At 64.6% G+C, this 18,753-nt stretch carries 12 protein-coding genes; 5 read left to right on the top strand and 7 right to left on the bottom strand.

The window, feature by feature from the left end; translation table 11 throughout:
- Positions 1 to 225 precede the first annotated feature (225 nt).
- Positions 226 to 3,075 (top strand): excinuclease ABC subunit UvrA, encoded by a 2,850-nt coding sequence (uvrA, locus tag FA90_RS17955; RefSeq protein ID WP_036171039.1) that lies wholly within the window; start codon positions 226 to 228, stop codon positions 3,073 to 3,075.
- Between the two features lie 45 nt (positions 3,076 to 3,120).
- Here uvrA and FA90_RS17960 read toward each other — a convergent pair whose 3' ends face one another.
- The 5 genes from FA90_RS17960 to FA90_RS17980 all read right to left on the bottom strand — a co-directional run bounded on the left by FA90_RS17960 (position 3,121) and on the right by FA90_RS17980 (position 12,934).
- Positions 3,121 to 4,329, bottom strand: coding sequence for a cyanophycinase (locus tag FA90_RS17960; RefSeq protein WP_036171041.1), 1,209 nt, complete (start codon positions 4,327 to 4,329; stop codon positions 3,121 to 3,123).
- Between the two features lie 10 nt (positions 4,330 to 4,339).
- Positions 4,340 to 7,090: a TonB-dependent receptor gene (locus tag FA90_RS17965; protein ID WP_036171043.1), complete on the bottom strand. Its 2,751-nt coding sequence runs from the start codon at positions 7,088 to 7,090 to the stop codon at positions 4,340 to 4,342.
- A gap of 147 nt (positions 7,091 to 7,237) precedes the next feature.
- Entirely contained in the window at positions 7,238 to 8,800 is a 1,563-nt protein-coding gene (locus FA90_RS17970) for a beta-xylosidase (protein WP_081933919.1), read from the bottom strand.
- A gap of 147 nt (positions 8,801 to 8,947) precedes the next feature.
- Complete coding sequence (locus FA90_RS17975; protein WP_036171045.1) at positions 8,948 to 10,909, bottom strand: phosphatase PAP2 family protein; 1,962 nt, start codon at positions 10,907 to 10,909, stop codon at positions 8,948 to 8,950.
- Between the two features lie 159 nt (positions 10,910 to 11,068).
- Positions 11,069 to 12,934 (bottom strand): phosphoenolpyruvate carboxykinase (GTP), encoded by a 1,866-nt coding sequence (locus FA90_RS17980; protein ID WP_036171047.1) that lies wholly within the window; start codon positions 12,932 to 12,934, stop codon positions 11,069 to 11,071.
- 70 nt (positions 12,935 to 13,004) lie between these two features.
- Here FA90_RS17980 and FA90_RS26600 point away from each other — a divergent pair, with 70 nt between their 5' ends.
- Positions 13,005 to 13,265: a hypothetical protein gene (locus FA90_RS26600; protein WP_156116763.1), complete on the top strand. Its 261-nt coding sequence runs from the start codon at positions 13,005 to 13,007 to the stop codon at positions 13,263 to 13,265.
- A gap of 78 nt (positions 13,266 to 13,343) precedes the next feature.
- Positions 13,344 to 14,333, top strand: coding sequence for a D-2-hydroxyacid dehydrogenase family protein (locus tag FA90_RS17985; RefSeq protein ID WP_036171049.1), 990 nt, complete (start codon positions 13,344 to 13,346; stop codon positions 14,331 to 14,333).
- 84 nt (positions 14,334 to 14,417) lie between these two features.
- On the opposite strand, the gene FA90_RS17990 is transcribed toward FA90_RS17985, so the two are convergent.
- A complete protein-coding gene (locus FA90_RS17990) occupies positions 14,418 to 15,182 on the bottom strand; it encodes a hypothetical protein (RefSeq protein WP_036171052.1) in 765 nt (254 codons plus the stop codon).
- A 268-nt stretch (positions 15,183 to 15,450) separates the two neighbouring features.
- Here FA90_RS17990 and FA90_RS17995 point away from each other — a divergent pair, with 268 nt between their 5' ends.
- Both FA90_RS17995 and FA90_RS18000 read left to right on the top strand, forming a co-directional pair.
- Positions 15,451 to 15,942 carry an asparaginase domain-containing protein gene (locus FA90_RS17995; RefSeq protein ID WP_036171054.1) on the top strand — a complete coding sequence of 164 codons (492 nt, stop codon included), beginning with the start codon at positions 15,451 to 15,453 and terminating at the stop codon, positions 15,940 to 15,942.
- Between the two features lie 86 nt (positions 15,943 to 16,028).
- The gene (locus FA90_RS18000) at positions 16,029 to 17,663 is read left to right on the top strand and encodes a catalase (protein ID WP_036171055.1); all 1,635 of its coding nucleotides are present in this window, start codon (positions 16,029 to 16,031) and stop codon (positions 17,661 to 17,663) included.
- Between the two features lie 119 nt (positions 17,664 to 17,782).
- On the opposite strand, the gene FA90_RS18005 is transcribed toward FA90_RS18000, so the two are convergent.
- Entirely contained in the window at positions 17,783 to 18,679 is an 897-nt protein-coding gene (locus FA90_RS18005; protein ID WP_036171057.1) for a recombination-associated protein RdgC, read from the bottom strand.
- Between the last annotated feature and the right edge of the window lie 74 nt (positions 18,680 to 18,753).

An 18,753-nucleotide genomic window follows, 5' to 3' on the forward strand; every position in this document is an offset into this window, starting at 1 on the left:
AAATATTTTTCGCTTTCTGGTGAGTCTGTCATTGAATTGCCGCGTGTCCTGACCACATACGGACGGTACCGGTTTGCTGAACGGTTGGCGGCTGCATTTCCGGGTCATTGCCAACCACTGTGTATAAAACCAGTTAAACTAGCGAGTTCCCCTCTTCGTTCGGCCGCTCACCGTCGACTTTTCGTGCGCCGGCCCGCAAACCATTGAAAGGCTCCACACAAGCTAATGGAAGAAATCCGAATCCGCGGCGCCCGCACGCACAATCTCAAGAACATCAACCTCGACCTGCCGCGCAACAAGCTGATCGTGATTACCGGCCTGTCGGGTTCCGGTAAATCGTCGCTCGCCTTCGATACGCTGTATGCCGAAGGCCAGCGCCGTTACGTCGAATCGCTGTCGGCGTATGCGCGCCAATTCCTGCAGCTGATGGAAAAGCCGGACGTCGACCTGATCGAAGGCTTGTCGCCGGCGATCTCGATCGAGCAGAAAGCGACCTCGCACAATCCGCGCTCGACCGTCGGCACCGTCACCGAAATCCATGACTACCTGCGTCTGCTGTACGCGCGCGTCGGCACGCCGTATTGCCCGGACCACTCGCACGAGCCGCTCGCGGCGCAAACCGTCTCGCAGATGGTCGACGCCGTGCTGGCCATGCCGGAAGGGACCAAGCTGATGATCCTGGGCCCGGTGGTGGCCAACCGCAAGGGCGAGCACAGCGACCTGTTCGAGGCGATGCAGGCCCAGGGCTTCGTGCGTTTCCGCATCCAGAGCGGCACCGGCACGGCCAAGATCTATGACGTCGACGATTTGCCGAAGCTGAAAAAGACCGAAAAGCACACGATCGACGTCGTGATCGACCGCGTCAAGGTCAACGACGAGATCAAGCAGCGCCTGGCCGAGAGTTTCGAGACCGCGCTGCGCATTGCCGATGGCCGCGCGGTGGCCTACGAAATGGACACCGAGAAGGAACACATCTTCTCGAACAAATTCGCCTGCAACGTCTGCGGCTATTCCCTGCAGGAGCTCGAGCCGCGCCTGTTCTCCTTCAATAACCCGATGGGCGCCTGCCAGGAATGCGATGGCCTGGGCCATATCGAGTTTTTCGATCCGAAGCGCATCGTCGCCTTCCCGAACCTGTCGCTGGCGTCCGGCGCCGTGAAGGGCTGGGATCGTCGCAACCAGTTCTATTTCCAGATGCTGAGCAGCCTGGCGGACCATTACGGCTTCGACCTGGATAAGCCGTTCGAGCAATTGCCGAAGCAGGCGCAGGACGTCGTCATGTTCGGCTCGGGTAAAACCGCGGTGCCGTTCGCCTACGTGAACGAGCGCGGCCGCACCGTGATCCGCGAGCATACGTTCGAGGGCGTGGTGAACAATCTGCAGCGCCGTTACCGCGAAACCGATTCGATGGCGGTCAAGGAAGAGCTGGCGAAGTTCATCAACGAAAAGGAATGCCCGACCTGCGGCGGCGCGCGCCTGCGCACCGAAGCGCGTTACGTCAAGATCGGCAATGGCCCGCAGCAGCGCGCGATTTATGAAGTCGCGAAAACACCGCTGCGCGAATGCCTGACTTACTTCGACAATCTCGAGCTGAGCGGTTCCAAGAAAGACATCGCCGAGCGCGTGATCAAGGAAATCGTCGCGCGCCTGAAATTCCTGAACGACGTCGGCCTCGATTACCTGTCGCTGGACCGCAGCGCCGATACGCTCTCGGGCGGCGAAGCGCAGCGTATCCGCCTGGCGTCGCAGATCGGCTCGGGCCTGACCGGCGTGATGTACGTGCTGGACGAGCCGTCGATCGGCCTGCACCAGCGCGACAACGACCGCCTGATCGCCACGCTCAAGCACCTGCGCGACATCGGCAACAGCGTGCTGGTGGTCGAGCACGACGAGGACGCGATCCGCACCGCCGACTACATCGTCGACATGGGTCCGGGCGCGGGCGTGCACGGCGGCGCGGTGATCGCCGAAGGCTCGCTCAAGGACATCATGAAGAACAAGGAGTCGCTGACCGCGGCCTACTTGTCCGGCAAGAAGAAGATCCACGTCCCGAAAAAGCGCACCCAGTCCGATCCGGACCGCCAACTGGTGATCACCGGCGCGACCGGCAACAACCTGAAGAACGTCTCGCTCGAGCTGCCGGTCGGCCTGATGACCTGCGTGACGGGCGTCTCGGGTTCCGGTAAATCGACGCTGATCAACGACACGCTGTACCCGGCGCTGTCGCGCCACCTGTACGGTTCGCAGACGGAGCCGGCGCCGCACGACACGATCCACGGCCTCGAGCATTTCGACAAGGTCATCTCGGTCGACCAGGCGCCGATCGGCCGCACCCCGCGTTCGAACCCGGCGACCTACACCGGCGTGTTCACCCCGATCCGCGACCTGTTCGCGACGGTGCCGACCGCCAAGGAACGGGGTTACTCGGCCGGCCGCTTCTCGTTCAACGTCAAGGGCGGCCGCTGCGAAGCCTGCCAGGGCGATGGCGTGATCAAGGTCGAGATGCACTTCCTGCCGGACGTGTACGTGCCGTGCGACGTCTGCCACGGCAAGCGCTACAACCGCGAGACGCTGGAAGTCCAGTACAAGGGCAAGAACATCACCGAAGTGCTGGAGATGACGGTCGAGGATGCGCACGAGTTCTTCAAACCCGTGCCGGTCATCGCGCGCAAGCTCCACACGCTGCTCGACGTCGGCCTCGGCTACATCAAGCTGGGCCAGAGCGCGACCACGCTGTCGGGCGGCGAGGCGCAGCGCGTGAAGCTGTCGCTGGAACTGTCCAAGCGCGACACCGGGCGCACGCTGTACATCCTGGACGAGCCGACCACCGGCCTGCACTTCGCCGACATCGACCTGCTGCTGAAGGTGATCCACCGTCTGCGCGACCAGGGCAACACGCTGGCGATCATCGAGCACAACCTGGACGTGATCAAGACCGCGGACTGGATCGTCGACCTCGGTCCCGAAGGCGGCGCGGGCGGCGGCACGATCGTCGCGACCGGCACGCCGGAGGATGTGGCGGACAACCCGGACAGCGTCACCGGCAAGTACCTGAAGCCGCTGTTGAAGCAGTAACAGCATAAGCAGGCAATCGACAAAAGGGCGCTCCGGCGCCCTTTTTTATTGCGCCGAATAGAAAGGCTGGGCGATCCTGACCGGCCGCACGTCCATCCGGATCCGGTAGATCGAATACGCATCCTCGCGGTTGGCGGCGTATTCGCGCGTCTCCGGCACGCGTGTGAACGTGAACTCGAAGCCGCGTTCCGGATTCGCGCTGCCCGGGCCTTCGAAAGCGACGCCGACGGCGCGCTGCTGGTCGCTGTCGGCCAGCTTCTCGAGCAGGTCCACCACCGAGGTGTTGCCGACGATGTCGGTGCTGAAGATCGGCGCGCGGTGCTCGCGGTCGGCGTCCGTCAGGGGCGCCTTGTCCGGTCCCGGCGCAACCGCGAGGGTGAGGAGGTTGAGTCGATCCCCGCTGTCCAGGTAGCTGATGTGCGCGTTGGACAGGTTCAGCAGCGGCTGCGTCTTGTCGACGCTGGCCCCTAGCAGGTCGAGCACCAGCGCGCCGCGGTAGCCGATCACCATGGCTTCGTGCGCGGGACCGACCACCACGGCCGTGTTCTCGTCGATGCCCAGGCCCAGCGTGTAGCCCTTGGCCACCATCGCCGGCAGCATGCGCGCGAAGCGGCCGCGGACCAGGAAGTGCTGGTCGATGAAGACACCGTCGCCGACGAAGCCCAGGCCGGGCGCCACGTCCTTGCCATCGACCACGCCGTTCTTCAGCACCGGCATCACGTCCAGCGGCGGATCGTAGAACATGGTGCGGCTCATGATGGCGGCGCCGGCGCTGGTGCCGGCGATCACGCCGCCGCGCCGGTACAGGCGCCACAGCGCATCCAGCAGCGCCGTGTTGCTGCCGTCCGCGCGCCGCAGCGTCGAGGTGATGCGGGCCTGGTCGCCCCCGGTGAAGAAGACGCCGCCGGCCTTGCTCATCTGCTCCGCCAGGGCCGGATCGTCGGCGACCTTGCGCGCGTCCGTGCCTGGCAGCAGCGGCGCGACCGGCACCACGAAGGGCCGCGCGCCGTAGCGCTTCAGGCAGTCCACGGTGAGCTGCCCTTCGCGTTCGGGCGTGCCGGCCGCGGTCGGCAGCACCGCGATGCGCGCGCCCCTGCCGCCCGCCAGCGCGACGATCTTCCGCCACACCTCGGCATTGTCGGCGCGCAGCGCGCCGCCGATGATGACCAGCGATCCCTTGGGTTCTTGCGCGTGCACGCCCGAGCATGCGCACGCGAGCGCCAGCGCCAGCGCGAGACACCAGCTCTTCAACATGCGGCCCGTGTCACTTGAACGAATAATTCACGCTCACGAAGGCGTTGCGGCCGCGCGGGTCGGTGTAGCTGGGGTCGTACCCGGCCAGGAAGTAGTAGGCCTGGTTCGAGAACGGCGGATCCTTGTCGAACAGGTTCAGGATGCCGGCGCGCAGCTTGAGCTTCTTGGTGACCGACCAGCTGCCGGTCAGGTCCCACAGCGAATACGCCTGCACGTGGTTGGGCGCCAGCAGCTTGTCGGTGTACGGGTCGTAGGTCGTGTTCTGGTCGGTGTAGCCGGACGAATACTGGTTCGCCAGGGTCAGCGAGACCGGGCCGTTGTCCCACTCGAAGTTGACGCGGTGGCGCCACTTCTGGATCACCTGGTCGTTCAGGAACACGCCCAGGTTGCTGCGGTAGGGTTCCTGCGGGCCGAACTGGCGGTCATAGCGCAGCACCAGGGTGCCGGACAGGTTGACGCCGAAGCGTCCCCAGGCGCCGCGGTCGCTGCGCCAGTCGGCGCCGACATCGAAGCCGTTGGTCTTCAGGCGGCCCTGGTTTTCCTTCATCAGCAGGATGCTGGTGATGAAGCCGTCCTCGTCGCGCTGGATGTACTTGCCGTTGTAGGCGGCCGGGTTCTCGATGATGACCTGCTCGCCCAGCGTGCTGATCACGTCCTTCTTCTCGATGTTCCAGTAATCGAGCGACAGGCTGGCGCCCTTGACCGGCTCGAACACCGCGCCGAGCGTGAACTGGCGCGACTTCTCCGGCTTGAGGTTCGGGTTCGAGCGGCGCTCGACGTCCCACTGGTCGGTGCAGGTGTCGATGCTGCCTTCCTGCTTGACGCACTGCGGGTCGGTCAGGATGCCGGCGGTGGTGCCGTAGATGGTCGGGCGCTTCAGGTCCGACAGCGAGGGCGCGCGGAAACCCGTGCCGGCCGAGGCGCGCAGCAGCAGGGCCTGGGCCGGTTGCCAGCGCAGGCCGATCTTCGGGTTGGTGGTGTTGCCGACTTCGCTGTAGCGGTCGTAACGCAGCGCGAACTGCAGTTCCAGTTCCTTGGTGACCGGCGCGACCAGCTCGGTGAACACCGAGGCCACGTTGCGGCTGTCGTCGGCGGTCTCGACGTCGGCGATGTCGCCGGCCGCGATCGTGCTGTCGCGGTCGCCGGCGATGTTGTTCGACTTGAGCAGATCGGAGGGCGTGAACACCTGGTGCTCATGGCGCAATTCGCCGCCGATGGCGATCGCCAGGTCGCCGCCGGCCAGCGCCATCAACGGACGCGACATCTTGGCGTCGAGCATGGTCGACACGCCTTTCGCCTTGCGTGCCTCGTCGTCGATCCGGATGCTGTTGATCAGGTCCAGGCCGGCCTGGGACGACGGGCCGAACGGATTGATGATCCCGGAACGCACGCCGGCGTCGAACTGGTCGTACAGGACGTAGCCGTTGACGTACTGGTCGACGGCGCGGTTCTCGGCGCGCGACAGGCCGGCATCGTAGTCCCAGGCGCCCAGCGTCCCGGTGGCGCCCAGCACCAGGCGCTGGCCGGTGCTGGTGACCTCGTTGCTGCGGTTGCCGGCTTCGGTCATCCGGTAGCGGATGCCGCTGAAGGTGGCGGGCAGGCCGGGACCGGAGAGCGCCGCGCGGTAGGCCGCCGGCAGGATGCTCACCGGCAGGTTGCGGATGCGGACCGGGTTCGGCGACAGCACGTAGGTCGACTTGGCCTGGGTCTGCACCAGTTCGGCGAACAGCTGGTTCTGCGGATCGAGCTGGAAGGTCGCGCGGCCGATGAAGCCGATCTTGCGCGAGTCTGGGTAGATCTCGGTGTCTTCCATGTAGTCGTAGCTGCAGCCGGCCACGCCGCCCGGCCCCTTGGCGGCATACACGGTGGCCGGCGGATTGCAGCCCGGCGCGCTCGGGTTGACGCGGCTGACGGTGCTGCCCGGCGCCAGCAGTCCGGCGCCGATCAGGGCGTTGCGCTGCGCGCTCGAGATGTCGATATTGGCGGGGAAGGTATTGCTGGACATCTGCGCCGGCAGCGTGGTCGCCAATGCGCGGTCGGCGATGAAGCTGCGCTGGCCCGAGCGCAGGCGGTCGAGCTGCTGGACGTCGAACACGCCGAACACATTGAAGCGGTCGGTCTGCAGGTTGCCGGCGCCGGCGCTGATGGCGGCCGTCTTCTTGCCGGCGCCGCCGTGCTGGGTGCCCTCGCCCGAGGCCGCCAGGTCGAGTCCGACGTAGTCCTTGCGCGTGATGAAGTTGATCACGCCGCCGATCGCGTCGGTGCCGTAGATCGCCGAGGCGCCGTCCTTGAGCACCTCGACGCGCTGGATCGCGCCGGCCGGGATGTTGTTCAGGTCGACGCCCGCGTTGTCGCCGGGAGAGGCGAAGTTCGCCAGGCGCCGTCCGTTCAGCAGGATCAGCGTGGACGACACGCCGATGCCGCGCAGGTTGGCGCCATTCATGCCGCGCTGGCCGGAGGTGCTGTCCGAGATGCTCGGACCGTCGGTCAGCGGCGCCGTGTTGGCGCTGATGTTCCTGACCAGCTCGGCGGCGGTGGTGGCGCCCATCTTGTCGATGTCGTCGCGCGTGATCACCTGCACCGGCAGGGCGGTCTCGCTGTCGATGCGCTTGATCGACGAGCCGGTGATCTCGACCCGGTGCATCGCCGGCTGGCCGCCCCGGTCCTGGGCGTACGCCTGCGGCGCCATCAGGGCCAGTGCGGCAAGGATGCTGGACGCCAGGACGGTCGGCCGCAAGGTATTCGAAATGTGCTGACGCATGCAATGCTCCCTTATGCTTGGCCGAGTTTCATAAGTGCAAATCTAAACCCGGTGCACATGCAAGCTCAACAATTTTCTGTCAATACCCCTTGATGGCCTTTAGTTGTGTAAAAAATCATACATTTGCCGACCTGGCGCTGTGCCGTCTCAGTGCCCGATCTTGACCAGCACCACGTCGTTGACCCGCATCGGCACCTGCAGGCTGGCGCTGCCGTCGGCCGCGACCGTGATCTGGCGCGTCTCCGGCTTGTCCAGGGTCTGCGCCTGCAGCTTGGCGATCTGATCGGCGCTCAAGGTCTTCGGCTTGCCCATCTCCAGCCAGGCCGTGTGCGCGTCGTTGACCTTGAAGCCGGTGCGCTGGATCTGCACCGTATGATGGCCCGGCTTCAGGTGCTGCAGGTTCAGGTTCAAGGGCGCGCCGTCGCGGGTCGGCTGCACGGTCGTGTAGAACGGCCGGTTGCTCTTGTTGCCCTGGTCGGGCTGCTGCCAGTCCCAGGCCAGCACCTGCACGTTGCCGGATGCGTCACGCGTCACCCAGCTTTGCGCATCCTGCGTCTTGAGTTCCCGGTCGCCCAGCTGGTGCAGGTACTTGTAGGCGAACCAGGCCGGCTTGCGCACGCCCTGCGGGTTCATCAAGCCGAAACCGCCTTCGAACGGCGCGGTCGGCGGACCCGGTTCCTCGAACAGGTCGGAATAGGTCCAGTAGCTCATGCCCTGCAGCTGGCCTTCGCTGCCCTTGAGCTTGCTCAGGATGTAGGGCGCGCTCACGTACGAGTCGTGCACCGGGTCGCGCGGCGTGTAGCTGGTGCTCCACTCCGTGAAGTACAGCGGCAGCTTGGGCAGGTAGGACGCCGCGATCTCGCCGCGCACCTTGCGCACGTCGCCGAGGATGGCATCGGGCGACGGCGACAGCTTGGTGTCGCCCTTGCCGTCTTCGTCCAGGAAGCCGCCGTCGACGCCGTAGGTGTGGGTGGTGATGAAATCGACCGGGGCCTTGCTCGCGTGCGTGTGCGCGAGGAATTCCGGCACCCAGGCCGCGCCCGCGGTCGACGGACCGCCCACGCGCAGCGCCGGGTCGACGCGTTTCAGGGTCGCGGCGGTCAGGTCGTACAGCTCGAAATAGGCTTTCTGGTCGGCCTTTTCCCAGAAACCGTCCAGGTTCGGCTCGTTCCAGACTTCGAAGAACCAGCTCTGCACTTCCGGCTTGCCGTAACGCTGTTCGACGTGGCGCGCGAAGGCCTCGACCAGTTGCGCCCACTGCGCCGGCACCGGGTGCGAGGTGTTGCCCTTCCAATAAAAGATGCTGTTGTCGGACGTCTTCATGGCTTCCGGCGTAAAGCCGAGTTCGACGAAAGGCTTGATGCCCATGCCGAGCAGTTTGTCGTACAGGTAATCGATCTTGGTCCAGTCGTAGACCGGCTTGCCGTCGACGACTTTATAGGTGCCGAGCACGTCGTGGAAAATGCCGTGGAAGCGGATGTAGCGGAAACCCAGTTCCTCGCGTGCGGTCTTGAGTTGGGCCAGGCTGTCGTCGCGGATCAACGTGCCGGGGTAGTCGGAACCGACCGACAGGTCATAGAAATGGTCGCGTGGCGTGGTCGGCGCCTGGGCGTCGATGACGATCTGGCGGCTCGGGGCGGCGTGGGACAGCTGGGGGAAAGCGAAGGCGAGCGCCAGCGCGGCGCCCACCAGGTTACGACGGTGTCTCATGGTTCTTATCCTTTATCGACGTCGGACTGTTTGCGCTAACAGCAAAGTGCGACGACAGGATAGAGGATAAATAACGATTAGTAAATTCTGCTCCCGACCCGCGTGGCGAGGCCGGGAGCGTCATGCCCGAAGTCAAAGCCGAGAAACTCAGCTGTCGATATGGACCGACACGCTGCGGTTGTCGTAGACCAGCGTGCCCTTGTAGCCATCGATCACGACGCTGGTGAACACGCCTTTGCGGCTGCCCGCGCTCAAGACCTGGTAGGTGGCGCCGACGGTCGGGGTGAAACCGCTGGCGAATTTCAGGTGCAGCATACCGCCGACGATGGTGGCGCTGCCCTTCACCGCCAGCGTACCGGTGTTGCCGGCGCCGTAGGTGAGGTTCAGCGTGCCCTTGTCCAGTTGCGCGTAGTTGCCGCCGATGGCCAGCTGGCCCGGCGCCTTGTTTTCCAGCGTGCCGGCGCTGCCGACGTACACGTCGCCGTTGCCGAAGGCCGTGTTGGAATCGGCTTCCAGCGTGCCGCCGTCGATCTGGGCGCCGCCGGTCCAGCTGTTGTTGCCGCCGAGTTTCAGCATGCCGGTACCCTGCTTGACCAGCTTGCCGCTGCCGGTGATGTCGTTGCGCCAGCGGTCCACTGCGTTGAAGCCGCCCTTGCTCGCATCCATGTTCACTACGACGTTGCCGGTGAACGCGGCATAGCCGTCGGCCGCGGCGAACAGGTTCAGGCGTCCCCAGCCTTCCGGATCGTCCAGGACCGGGTAGCCGGAGGCGATCGCGGTGGTTTTCAGCACCACGCGGCGCTGGGCGTCGCTCAGGTAAGGCAGGCGGCTTTCGAGCAGCACTTCGGCGCCCTTGGGCACGCTGACAGGCAGGTTGGTCGGGCCGGTCGGCGCCAGGCCGTAGGTCATGCGGCGCAGGTAGTCGGCCTTGCTGGCGGCGTAGTCGGCGAAGCGGTCGTTGTCCGTCGTACCGGATTCGGCGTAGGCCGCGAAGGTGGCGTCGGTGGTCTTGGTCAGCGCCAGCATGGTGGCGTGGGCCTGGGCGACCGCGGCGGCGCGCATGGCGGCGCCATCGGCGATCAGGTTGGCCGCGCCGACCGCCTGTGCCTGCACGCGCCCGCCCATCACGTCCAGCGGCGAGTGCATGCCGGCCAGGATACGGTTCTCGCCCAGCTCGAGGCCGCGCGCGACGATCTGCTGGTAGCGTTCCGGCAGCACGTAGGCCATGCCCATCGCGTTGCGGGTCGCTTCGGCCGCGTGGCCGCTCGGGAAACCGCCGTCGGTGGTCGGCGTGCTGCTCTTGGCCGGCACCAGGTTCGGCACCACCTGCACGGCGCTGCTCCAGCGGTACGGGCGCGCGTACTTGAAGAAGCGCTTGGCCGGTTCGGTCGAGCCGTTGTTACCCATCGAATTGATCAGGTCGACCACCTTGCCGAAGCTGGCGTTGGCGTTGCCGCCGACGCCGTTGTTGTTGCCGCCGTCGTTGTACAGGACCGTGGTCGAATCGGCGGCCATGCTGGTGATGGTGGTGGTCTGGCCGGTTGCGCTGCGCCAGACGGACGTCAGCGGACCCATGCTGTCGCTCATGCTGTAGCCCTTGTTGCGGCGGTCGTCCAGGTAGGCGGCCAGGGTCTGCGCGGCAGTGCGGTTGGCCGTGGCTTGCACCACGTAGCCGATGTTGGCGTTGTGGGTGGCCGCGTCGAGGACGGTGCCGCCGTTGGTGCCGTCGTTCGGCACGCCGGTCCAGATCGAGCCGACGACGGCCGGGAAGCCGTCCACGGCCGGCGCGGTCACGCCGGCGTCGACGATCGCCGTCAGCGGCTGCCACATCTTCAGGAAGCCGCCGATGACGCGCACGCCGGCGTTGGTCTCCAGGGTCGCGTAGCGCGCATCACTGCGTTGGTTAGTTGCAGCAGCATCCACGAATGCGGTCGCCGAGGGCACCGGCGCGATATCGGCTGCGCCCTGGTCGGCCGGCGCGGCGGGCGCGGTCGTGACCGGGGAGACATCGATCGCATCGCTGCTGCCGCCGCAGGCGGACAATAGCGCCAGGACAGCGGCGGCGATGAGGGGTTGGGACAGGCGGTGCAGGGTAAAGCTTGGCGACATGGTCACTCCATGGATGGGGAATGCCGCGCATTATTCCTTTACATTATGACCTGCTCATGAATGAAAAAAGGGACGAGTCGAACCTCGTCCCTTCCCCCGTTGCGGCCGCAGTACGTGCTGCGGCCGTCGTCTCCTCGCTGATTCTCCAACGAAACTATTTTATTCTGCTAAACGTTTCTCCAGCGCACGTTTGGTTTGCACCAGTTCCTGCGGCAGGCGATAGGCCAGTTTGTCGAACAATTCGGTGTGCAGCTTGAGCTCGTCACGCCAGGCGTCCTTGTCGATGGACGTGATCCGGGTGAACTGCTCCATGCTGAAATCGGTGCCGGTCCAGTTCAGGTCGTCGTAGGACGGGGTGGTGCCGAACATGTGCTCGACGCCGCCGGCCTGCCCGTCGACGCGGTCCAGGATCCATTTCAGGACGCGCATGTTGTCGCCATAGCCGGGCCAGACGAAGTTGCCCTGCTCGTCCGTGCGGAACCAGTTGACGCAGAAGATCTTCGGCAGCGCCTGCGGGTTCCGGGCGGCGATTTTCTGGCCCAGGTTCAGCCAGTGCTGGAAATAGTCGCTCATGTTGTAGCCGATGAAGGGCAGCATCGCGTACGGATCGCGGCGCACGACGCCCATCTGGCCGGCGGCGGCGGCGGTGGTTTCCGAACCCATGGTGGCGGCCATGTACACGCCTTCGGTCCAGTCGCGCGCTTCGGTCACCAGCGGCACCGTGGTGGAACGGCGCCCGCCGAAGATGAAGGCCGAGATCGGCACGCCGGCCGGATCGTCCCAGGCCGGATCGATGACTGGATTCTGGGTCGCGGCGACGGTAAAGCGCGCGTTCGGATGCGCGGCCTTGGTGCCGGAGGCCGGGGTCCAGTCCTTGCCCTGCCAGTCGATCAGGTGGCCTGGAGCCTCCTTGGTCATGCCTTCCCACCAGACGTCGCCGTCGTCGGTCAGCGCGACGTTGGTGAAGATCACGTTCTCGCGCAGCGAGGCCATGCAGTTGGGGTTGGTCTTTTCGTTGGTGCCCGGGGCCACGCCGAAATAGCCGGCTTCCGGGTTGATCGCGACCAGGCGGCCATCCTGGCCCGGCTTGATCCAGGCGATGTCGTCGCCGATGGTCGTGACTTTCCAGCCGTCGAAACCGGCGGGCGGGATCAGCATCGCGAAGTTGGTCTTGCCGCAGGCCGACGGGAAGGCGGCGGCGACGTATTTCTTTGCGCCTTCAGGCGATTCGACGCCCAGGATCAGCATGTGCTCGGCCAGCCAGCCGGTGCCGCCCTGTTGCGCTTCCTGGTAACCCATGTTGGAGGCGATGCGCAGCGCGAAGCATTTCTTGCCGAGCAGCGCATTGCCGCCGTAGCCGGAACCGAACGACCAGATCTCGCGCGTTTCCGGATAGTGGACGATGTATTTGGTGGCGTTGCATGGCCAGCGCACGTCATGCTGGCCGGCCTGCAGCGGCATGCCGACGCTGTGCACGCAAGGCACGAAATCGCCGTCGTCGCCGAGCACGTCGTACACCGCCTTGCCCATGCGCGTCATGATGCGCATGTTGACGGCGACGTAAGGCGAATCGGACAGTTCGACGCCGACGTGGGCGATCGGCGAACCCAGCGGCCCCATCGAGAACGGCACCACGTACAGCGTGCGGCCGGCCATGCAGCCGTCGAACAGGCTGTGCATGGTCTGGCGCATTTCCTGGGGATCGACCCAGTTGTTGGTCGGGCCGGCCTGCTCGCGGGTCGCCGAACAGATGAAGGTGCGGTCTTCGACCCGCGCGACGTCGCTGGGGTCCGAATGGGCAAGATAGGAATTCGGGCGTTTTTCCGGGTTGAGGCGCATCATTGTGCCGGCCTCGACCATTTGGGCGCACAGGCGGTCGTATTCTTCCGCGGAGCCATCGCACCAGTAGACGGCGTCCGGCTTGGTGAGCGCGGCGATTTCCGCTACCCAGTTGATCAATCGATTATGCTTGACGTGTGCAGGGACCTTCAGTGCGGCGACGCCGCCCATCACAGGTTGATTCATAGTGCCTCCAATTGCCAATTAAGAATGCGTGGCACTTCGAACGGCGGGCGGTTCAAAGCTCGCTGCTGCGATGACGGCGCAAGAAGCGCACTGCGGCGGTTCGAAGTCCTGGTTGTCTTCGGTTCCCGGCAGGATCGTCGTCGATTGGCGCCTCGTGGGCTACGGCGGTCTTGTCGCCAGCGGCGGTAACACTTCCCGGCTGGATGGAACGTTGCTGCTGCTCGCAAGTGATGTCAATCAGTCATCGCGAGTTCTTATGTCTGGTCGATTCTACACCTGCACCATCGCGTTTCAAATGCTTCAACAACAAAAATGTAGTGGTTTTGGTTGACCAATGTAGTAGGTTATTTGCGATCGCTTTGATTCTGTTATTTCATTACTTTCTGCCCACTAACAACATTAAAACCCCATGAAAATCGCAATCCTTGATGACTATCAAGATGCTGTGCGCAAGCTGAAATGCTTCGAATTATTGGACGGCCACGAGGTCAAAGTCTTCAATAGCTCGGCGCGCGGCGTCGGTCAGCTTGCGATCCGCCTGGCGCCTTACGACGCGCTGGTGTTGATCCGCGAGCGCACCGCGTTTGCGCGCAACCTGCTGTCGCGCTTGCCCAACCTGCGCCTGATCTCGCAAACCGGCAAGGTGTCCGGCCACATCGACGTGGCGGCCGCCACCGAAGCGGGCATCGCCATTGCGGAAGGCGTCGGCTCGCCGGTGGCCCCGGCCGAGCTGACGTGGGCGCTGATCATGGCGGCGAGTCGCAAGATCCTGCCTTATGCCAATAACCTCAAGGAGGGGTTGTGGCAGACGGCGTCGATCAATCCCGAGCTCAACGGCCTGGGCAGGACGCTCAAGGGCCGCACGCTGGCGATCTGGGGCTACGGCAAGATCGGCAAGACGATCGCCGGCTACGGCAAGGCTTTCGGCATGCAGGTGATGGTATGGGGAAGCGATGGCAGCCGTGCCGCGGCCGCGCACGACGGCCTGATGGCCGCGCCCTCGCGCGCAGCCTTTTTCGAAGCGGCCGACGTACTCAGCCTGCATCTGCGCCTGTCGGACGCGACGCGGGGCATCGTCACGGCGGCGGATCTGGCGCGCATGAAGCCGGATGCGCTGTTCGTCAACACGAGCCGCGCCGAGCTGGTCGAGGAAGGCGCGCTGGAAACCGCGCTGCATCGCGGGCGGCCGGGCTATGCGGCGCTGGACGTGTTCGCCAGCGAGCCGCTGCCCGAGGATGCGCCGTTATTGAAAATCCCGACCGTGCTGGCGACGCCGCACCTCGGTTATGTCGAGCAGGACAGTTACGAGCTGTATTTCAGGACGGCGTTCGAGAACGTGGTGAATTTTGCGGAGGGCAAGCCGAGCAATATCCTGAATCCGGAAGCGCTGGCGAAATGATGGCTTGCGAATGATCGCTGGCGAATGCTCGCGTGCGAATGATGGAATGCGCGTGACGCAGCGGTCACGCGCAAGCCCGATGAATCAGCGCAGCTCCGGCTCGCCCGTGAAATTCGGGCGGCGCATCGGCATGGCGTGACGGCGCGTCCACAGGCCGTGCCATCCCGGCGGCCAGCCGATCGTGCGGCCGGCATAAGCCGGCAAGCCGGCGCGCACCGGTACGATCGGCACCGGCGGTTCTTCGATCAGGCCGCCGTTGGCGTTCTTTTGCATCGGCGCCATGTCGAACGAGTAGGTGTAACCCGGCAGCAAGGCATCGCAGGCATTGGCGAACCAGGCGGTGTGGTCGTCGTCGCGCCCGAGCGCGCGCGCGAGGCCTTCGGGATCGAACTTGGCCAGCGCATGGATGAGTTCATCGGTCGTGGCGCCGGGCGCGTCGCCCCAGCCCATCACCGGGTTGTTGTTGTAGTCGGCGCCCGAACCGTACCAGCCTTCGCGCCAGGGACGGTTCATCCAGTCGCGCTGGCCGGCGAACAAATGCCAGCGCCAGTGCAGGCCGGAGGGCTTGGGCCAGGAATGCAGATACAGCTTCTGGTAGCCGGCCTTGTGCAGCTCGTGCACCATCGCCATCAGGCGCGCGTGCGGCATGCGGTCCGGCGGCGAGCGGCGGAACCGGATCGCCTCGCCGTCGGCGTGCTGCACCTCGTCGCTCGACAGATTCAGGTCGAGCGTGCGCGCTTCGTTGCCAAAGCGGGCCGAGATCCAGCCGGTCAACAGGTTGACGTGGGTGATGACGCCATAACCGCGATGGCGATGGAAAATGACAGTTCCGGGTGCGACGGGTTTCATGGAAGAAGTTGGCATAAGCTCTAAAGAAAACGCCCGGGCCTTGGAAACCGTAGCGAGCGGCAGCAGTTTTGGCCGAGACGCGCAGCTGTACTCAAGTACAGCCGGTCCGCCGTCGCGGAGCATCGCAGGCCAAAAATGCAACGCGCAGTAGGTTTACAAGGCCCGGGGACACTCATCTGAGCTGGATGATTCTATCGCAGAGGCGGGACGGTACACTACCGTTGCGGCTATCATTACCCACCTTTTTTTACTCAGTTACCAAATAATTATGACTTTGCGTATCATCGCCACCGGCGGCACCTTCGATAAACACTATAACGAATTGAATGGCGTGCTCGGCTTTGCTGACAGTCATTTGCCGGAGGTTATCAAGCGCGCGCGCCTCACGGTGCCGGTCGAGCTCGAGGTCGTATCGCTGCTCGACTCGCTCGACATGCAGGACACCGACCGCCACAAGGTGCTGGGCGCTTGCCAGGCTGCGGCGGAAAAGGCGATCGTGATCGTGCACGGCACCGACACCATGCGCGACACGGCGCAGGTACTGGGCGCGGCCGAGGGCACCAGCGACAAGACCATCGTCTTCACCGGCGCCATGATTCCTTACGAAATCGCCAATTCGGATGCGCTGTTCAACTTCGGCTTCGCCTGCGGCGTGGCGCAAGTGCTGCCGCCGGGCGTGTATGTTGCGATGAACGGCAAAGTATTTACATGGGACAATGTGACGAAAAACCGCGCGGCAGGCGTGTTCCAGCCACTCTGACAAGGCTTTTTGCCGGAGGGCTAGCGAACGCTGCGCGGTTTCGTCAAATCCTATAATGTTTCTTACCTTGATTGAGGAGGAAACAAATGAACGAGCAGCGCCCCACCTTGACTACCCGCCAGGGCCACCCCGTGCGCGACAACCAATCGCTGCGCTCGGTTGGCGAACGCGGTCCGGCCACCCTCGAGAACTACCAGTTCATCGAAAAGATCACCCATTTCGACCGTGAACGCATCCCGGAGCGCGTGGTGCACGCGCGCGGTACCGGCGCCCACGGCTACTTCGAGGCTTACGGCAAGATCGGCGACGAACCCGCCAGCAAGTACACGCGCGCTAGGGTGCTGAACGAAGTCGGCGTGCAGACGCCGATGTTCGTGCGTTTCTCGACCGTGATCGGCGCCAAGGAATCGCCGGAGACGGCGCGCGACCCGCGCGGTTTCGCGGTCAAGTTCAAGACCGTCGAAGGCAACTGGGACCTGGTCGGCAATAACCTGAAGGTGTTCTTCATCCGCGACGCGATCAAGTTCCCGGACATGATCCACGCCTTCAAGCCGGATCCGGTCACCAACCAGCAGGAGCCGTGGCGCTTCTACGATTTCATCGCGAACCACCCCGAGTCGCTGCACATGGTGACCTGGGTCAAGAGCCCGTGGGGCATCCCGGCCAACTACCGCGAGATGGAAGGCTCGGGCGTGAACACCTATAAACTGGTGAACGACCAGGGCATCGCGCACCTGGTGAAATTCCACTGGCAGCCCAAGCAGGGCGTGCGCAACCTGACCTCGCCACAAGCGGCCGAGATCCAGGGCCAGGACACCAGCCACGCCACGCGCGATTTGTACGACGCGATCGAACGCGGCGACTATCCGGAATGGGAATTCTGCGTGCAGATCATGGCCGACGGCGAGCATCCCGAGCTCGACTTCGACCCGCTCGACGACACCAAGCGCTGGCCCGAAGACCAGTTCCCGCTGCTGCCGGTAGGCCGCATGGTGCTCGACAAGAATCCGGACAACGTGTTCGCCGAGACCGAGCAGTCGGCGTTCGGCACCGGTGTGCTGGTCGATGGCATCGACTTTTCCGACGACAAGATGCTGCAGGGCCGTACCCTGTCCTACTCCGACACCCAGCGCTACCGCGTCGGTCCCAACTACCTCCAGCTGCCGATCAATGCGCCGCAGGAAAAGGCGCGCGCCCGCACCAACCAGCGCGACGGCCAGATGGCGTTCTACGTCGATGGCGGCGGTGAAGAGAAACACATCAATTACGAACCGAGCCTGCTGGGCGGCCTGAGCGAAGCGCCGCAACCGGCAAAGGACTATCACCAGTACGTGCAGGGCCACCTGGGCCGCTACCAGACCACCAGCACCGCCGCCGACTACAAGCAGGCCGGCGACCGCTACCGCAGCTTCCAGGACTGGGAGCGCGATGACCTGGTCAACAACGTCGGCGGCGATCTCAAGAAGTGCCCGGAGGTGATCCAGCTGCGCATGGTCTGGCACCTGTGGCACTGCGACGAGGACTACGGCCGCCGCGTGGCGGAAGTGGCCGGCATCGACCTGGAACAGGCCAAGGCCTTGCCGCCGATGCCGGGCAAGCCGGCCCCGCACGCGAACCGCCAGGGCGCGACCTACACCAGCGGCCAGTCCGAGCAAGCCGGCGCCGGCGCCGGCGCAGCCAAGGAACCGTCGACCAGCGAGGAAGCCGCGGCGGCCAAGTAAGCGCCCTCGCGCGCGCGTACACACGTACGCACGCGCATGAACGAAAAACGGCCCGGGCATGCACCCGGGCCGTTTTTCCTCGTCCCCGCGCAGGCGGGGTTCCAGGTTTCTTACCTGCCTTACGCCTTGGCTTCCCCGCCCAGCGCCTCGACCAGGTCGGCCAGCAGCTTGGCCAGTTCGCCGGTCATCAGCATGATGTCGTTGTCGAAACGCTCGTCGTCGCTGTAGGTGATGGTTTCGCCTTCCTTGATCACGTCGAGCGGCTTGATCGACTTGACGGCCAGCTGCTCGGTCAGCGTGAACGAGATGCGGCTGGTCCAGGTCATCGCCAGGCGCGTGCACTGCTTGCCCGAGGAGATGTGGCGGCGGATGTCTTCCGGATCGAGCGAGTGTTTTACGTAACGCACGGTCGCCTTGCTTTCGCCGGTGGCGCGCAGCTCGGTATCCTGGTCGATCGTGAAGTTGTACGGCGCCTCGTCCGATTCCAGCCAGGCGGTCATCACGCCCACCGGAGAGCGCTGCACGCGCAGCGATTCCAGCGGCATCTTGTCCACGGCCTTGAGCAGCAGCTTGATGACGTCGTCGGCTTTCGACGGGCTGGCGGCATCGACGACCAGCCAGCCGTTGACCGGATCGACCCAGACCCAGGTATTGCTGCGGATCGAGAAGGCGCGCGGCAGCAGCTCGTCGGCGACGCGCTCCTTGAGTTCCTTCATCGCCTTTTTGCCCGGCGGGAAGCCCTGCTGCTCTTCCAGCTCGGCGGCGCGCGCCTTGGCGACCTGGTTGATGACCGAGCTCGGCAGCAGTTTCTTTTCGGTGCCCAGCATCATCAGCATCTGCTTGTTCACCACGTGCACCAGCTTGCCATTGCCGCGCGGCGAATCCCAGCCTTGCTGCAGCAGCTCATTGCTGTTGGCCGGTACGAACGCTTGCGATTGCAGCGCGTCTTCCATTTGTTCAGGGGTGAACGCCCAGGGAGCGGGCAAGCGGTAAATCTGCAGATTCTTGAACCACATAACGTTAGTCGAGTTATCCAGTATTTCGAAGGAACGACATTCTACACGCTGCCGAGCAGCAATCTTCAGGTCGT

The organism is Massilia sp. 9096 (assembly GCF_000745265.1).
In the GTDB taxonomy this organism is placed as follows: Bacteria; Pseudomonadota; Gammaproteobacteria; order Burkholderiales; family Burkholderiaceae_D; genus Telluria.

Bases quoted from the DNA above. Each gene is read 5' to 3' on its own strand.
- FA90_RS17970 (WP_081933919.1), bottom strand. From the start codon at position 8,800: ATGAGACACCGTCGTAACCTGGTGGGCGCCGCGCTGGCGCTCGCCTTC.
- FA90_RS17965 (WP_036171043.1), bottom strand. From the start codon at position 7,090: ATGCGTCAGCACATTTCGAATACCTTGCGGCCGACCGTCCTGGCGTCC.
- FA90_RS17985 (WP_036171049.1), top strand. From the start codon at position 13,344: ATGAAAATCGCAATCCTTGATGACTATCAAGATGCTGTGCGCAAGCTG.
- FA90_RS26600 (WP_156116763.1), top strand. From the start codon at position 13,005: ATGACGGCGCAAGAAGCGCACTGCGGCGGTTCGAAGTCCTGGTTGTCT.
- FA90_RS18005 (WP_036171057.1), bottom strand. From the start codon at position 18,679: ATGTGGTTCAAGAATCTGCAGATTTACCGCTTGCCCGCTCCCTGGGCG.
- FA90_RS17995 (WP_036171054.1), top strand. From the start codon at position 15,451: ATGACTTTGCGTATCATCGCCACCGGCGGCACCTTCGATAAACACTAT.
- uvrA (WP_036171039.1), top strand. From the start codon at position 226: ATGGAAGAAATCCGAATCCGCGGCGCCCGCACGCACAATCTCAAGAAC.
- FA90_RS17990 (WP_036171052.1), bottom strand. From the start codon at position 15,182: ATGAAACCCGTCGCACCCGGAACTGTCATTTTCCATCGCCATCGCGGT.
- FA90_RS17975 (WP_036171045.1), bottom strand. From the start codon at position 10,909: ATGTCGCCAAGCTTTACCCTGCACCGCCTGTCCCAACCCCTCATCGCC.
- FA90_RS17980 (WP_036171047.1), bottom strand. From the start codon at position 12,934: ATGAATCAACCTGTGATGGGCGGCGTCGCCGCACTGAAGGTCCCTGCA.
- FA90_RS17960 (WP_036171041.1), bottom strand. From the start codon at position 4,329: ATGTTGAAGAGCTGGTGTCTCGCGCTGGCGCTGGCGCTCGCGTGCGCA.
- FA90_RS18000 (WP_036171055.1), top strand. From the start codon at position 16,029: ATGAACGAGCAGCGCCCCACCTTGACTACCCGCCAGGGCCACCCCGTG.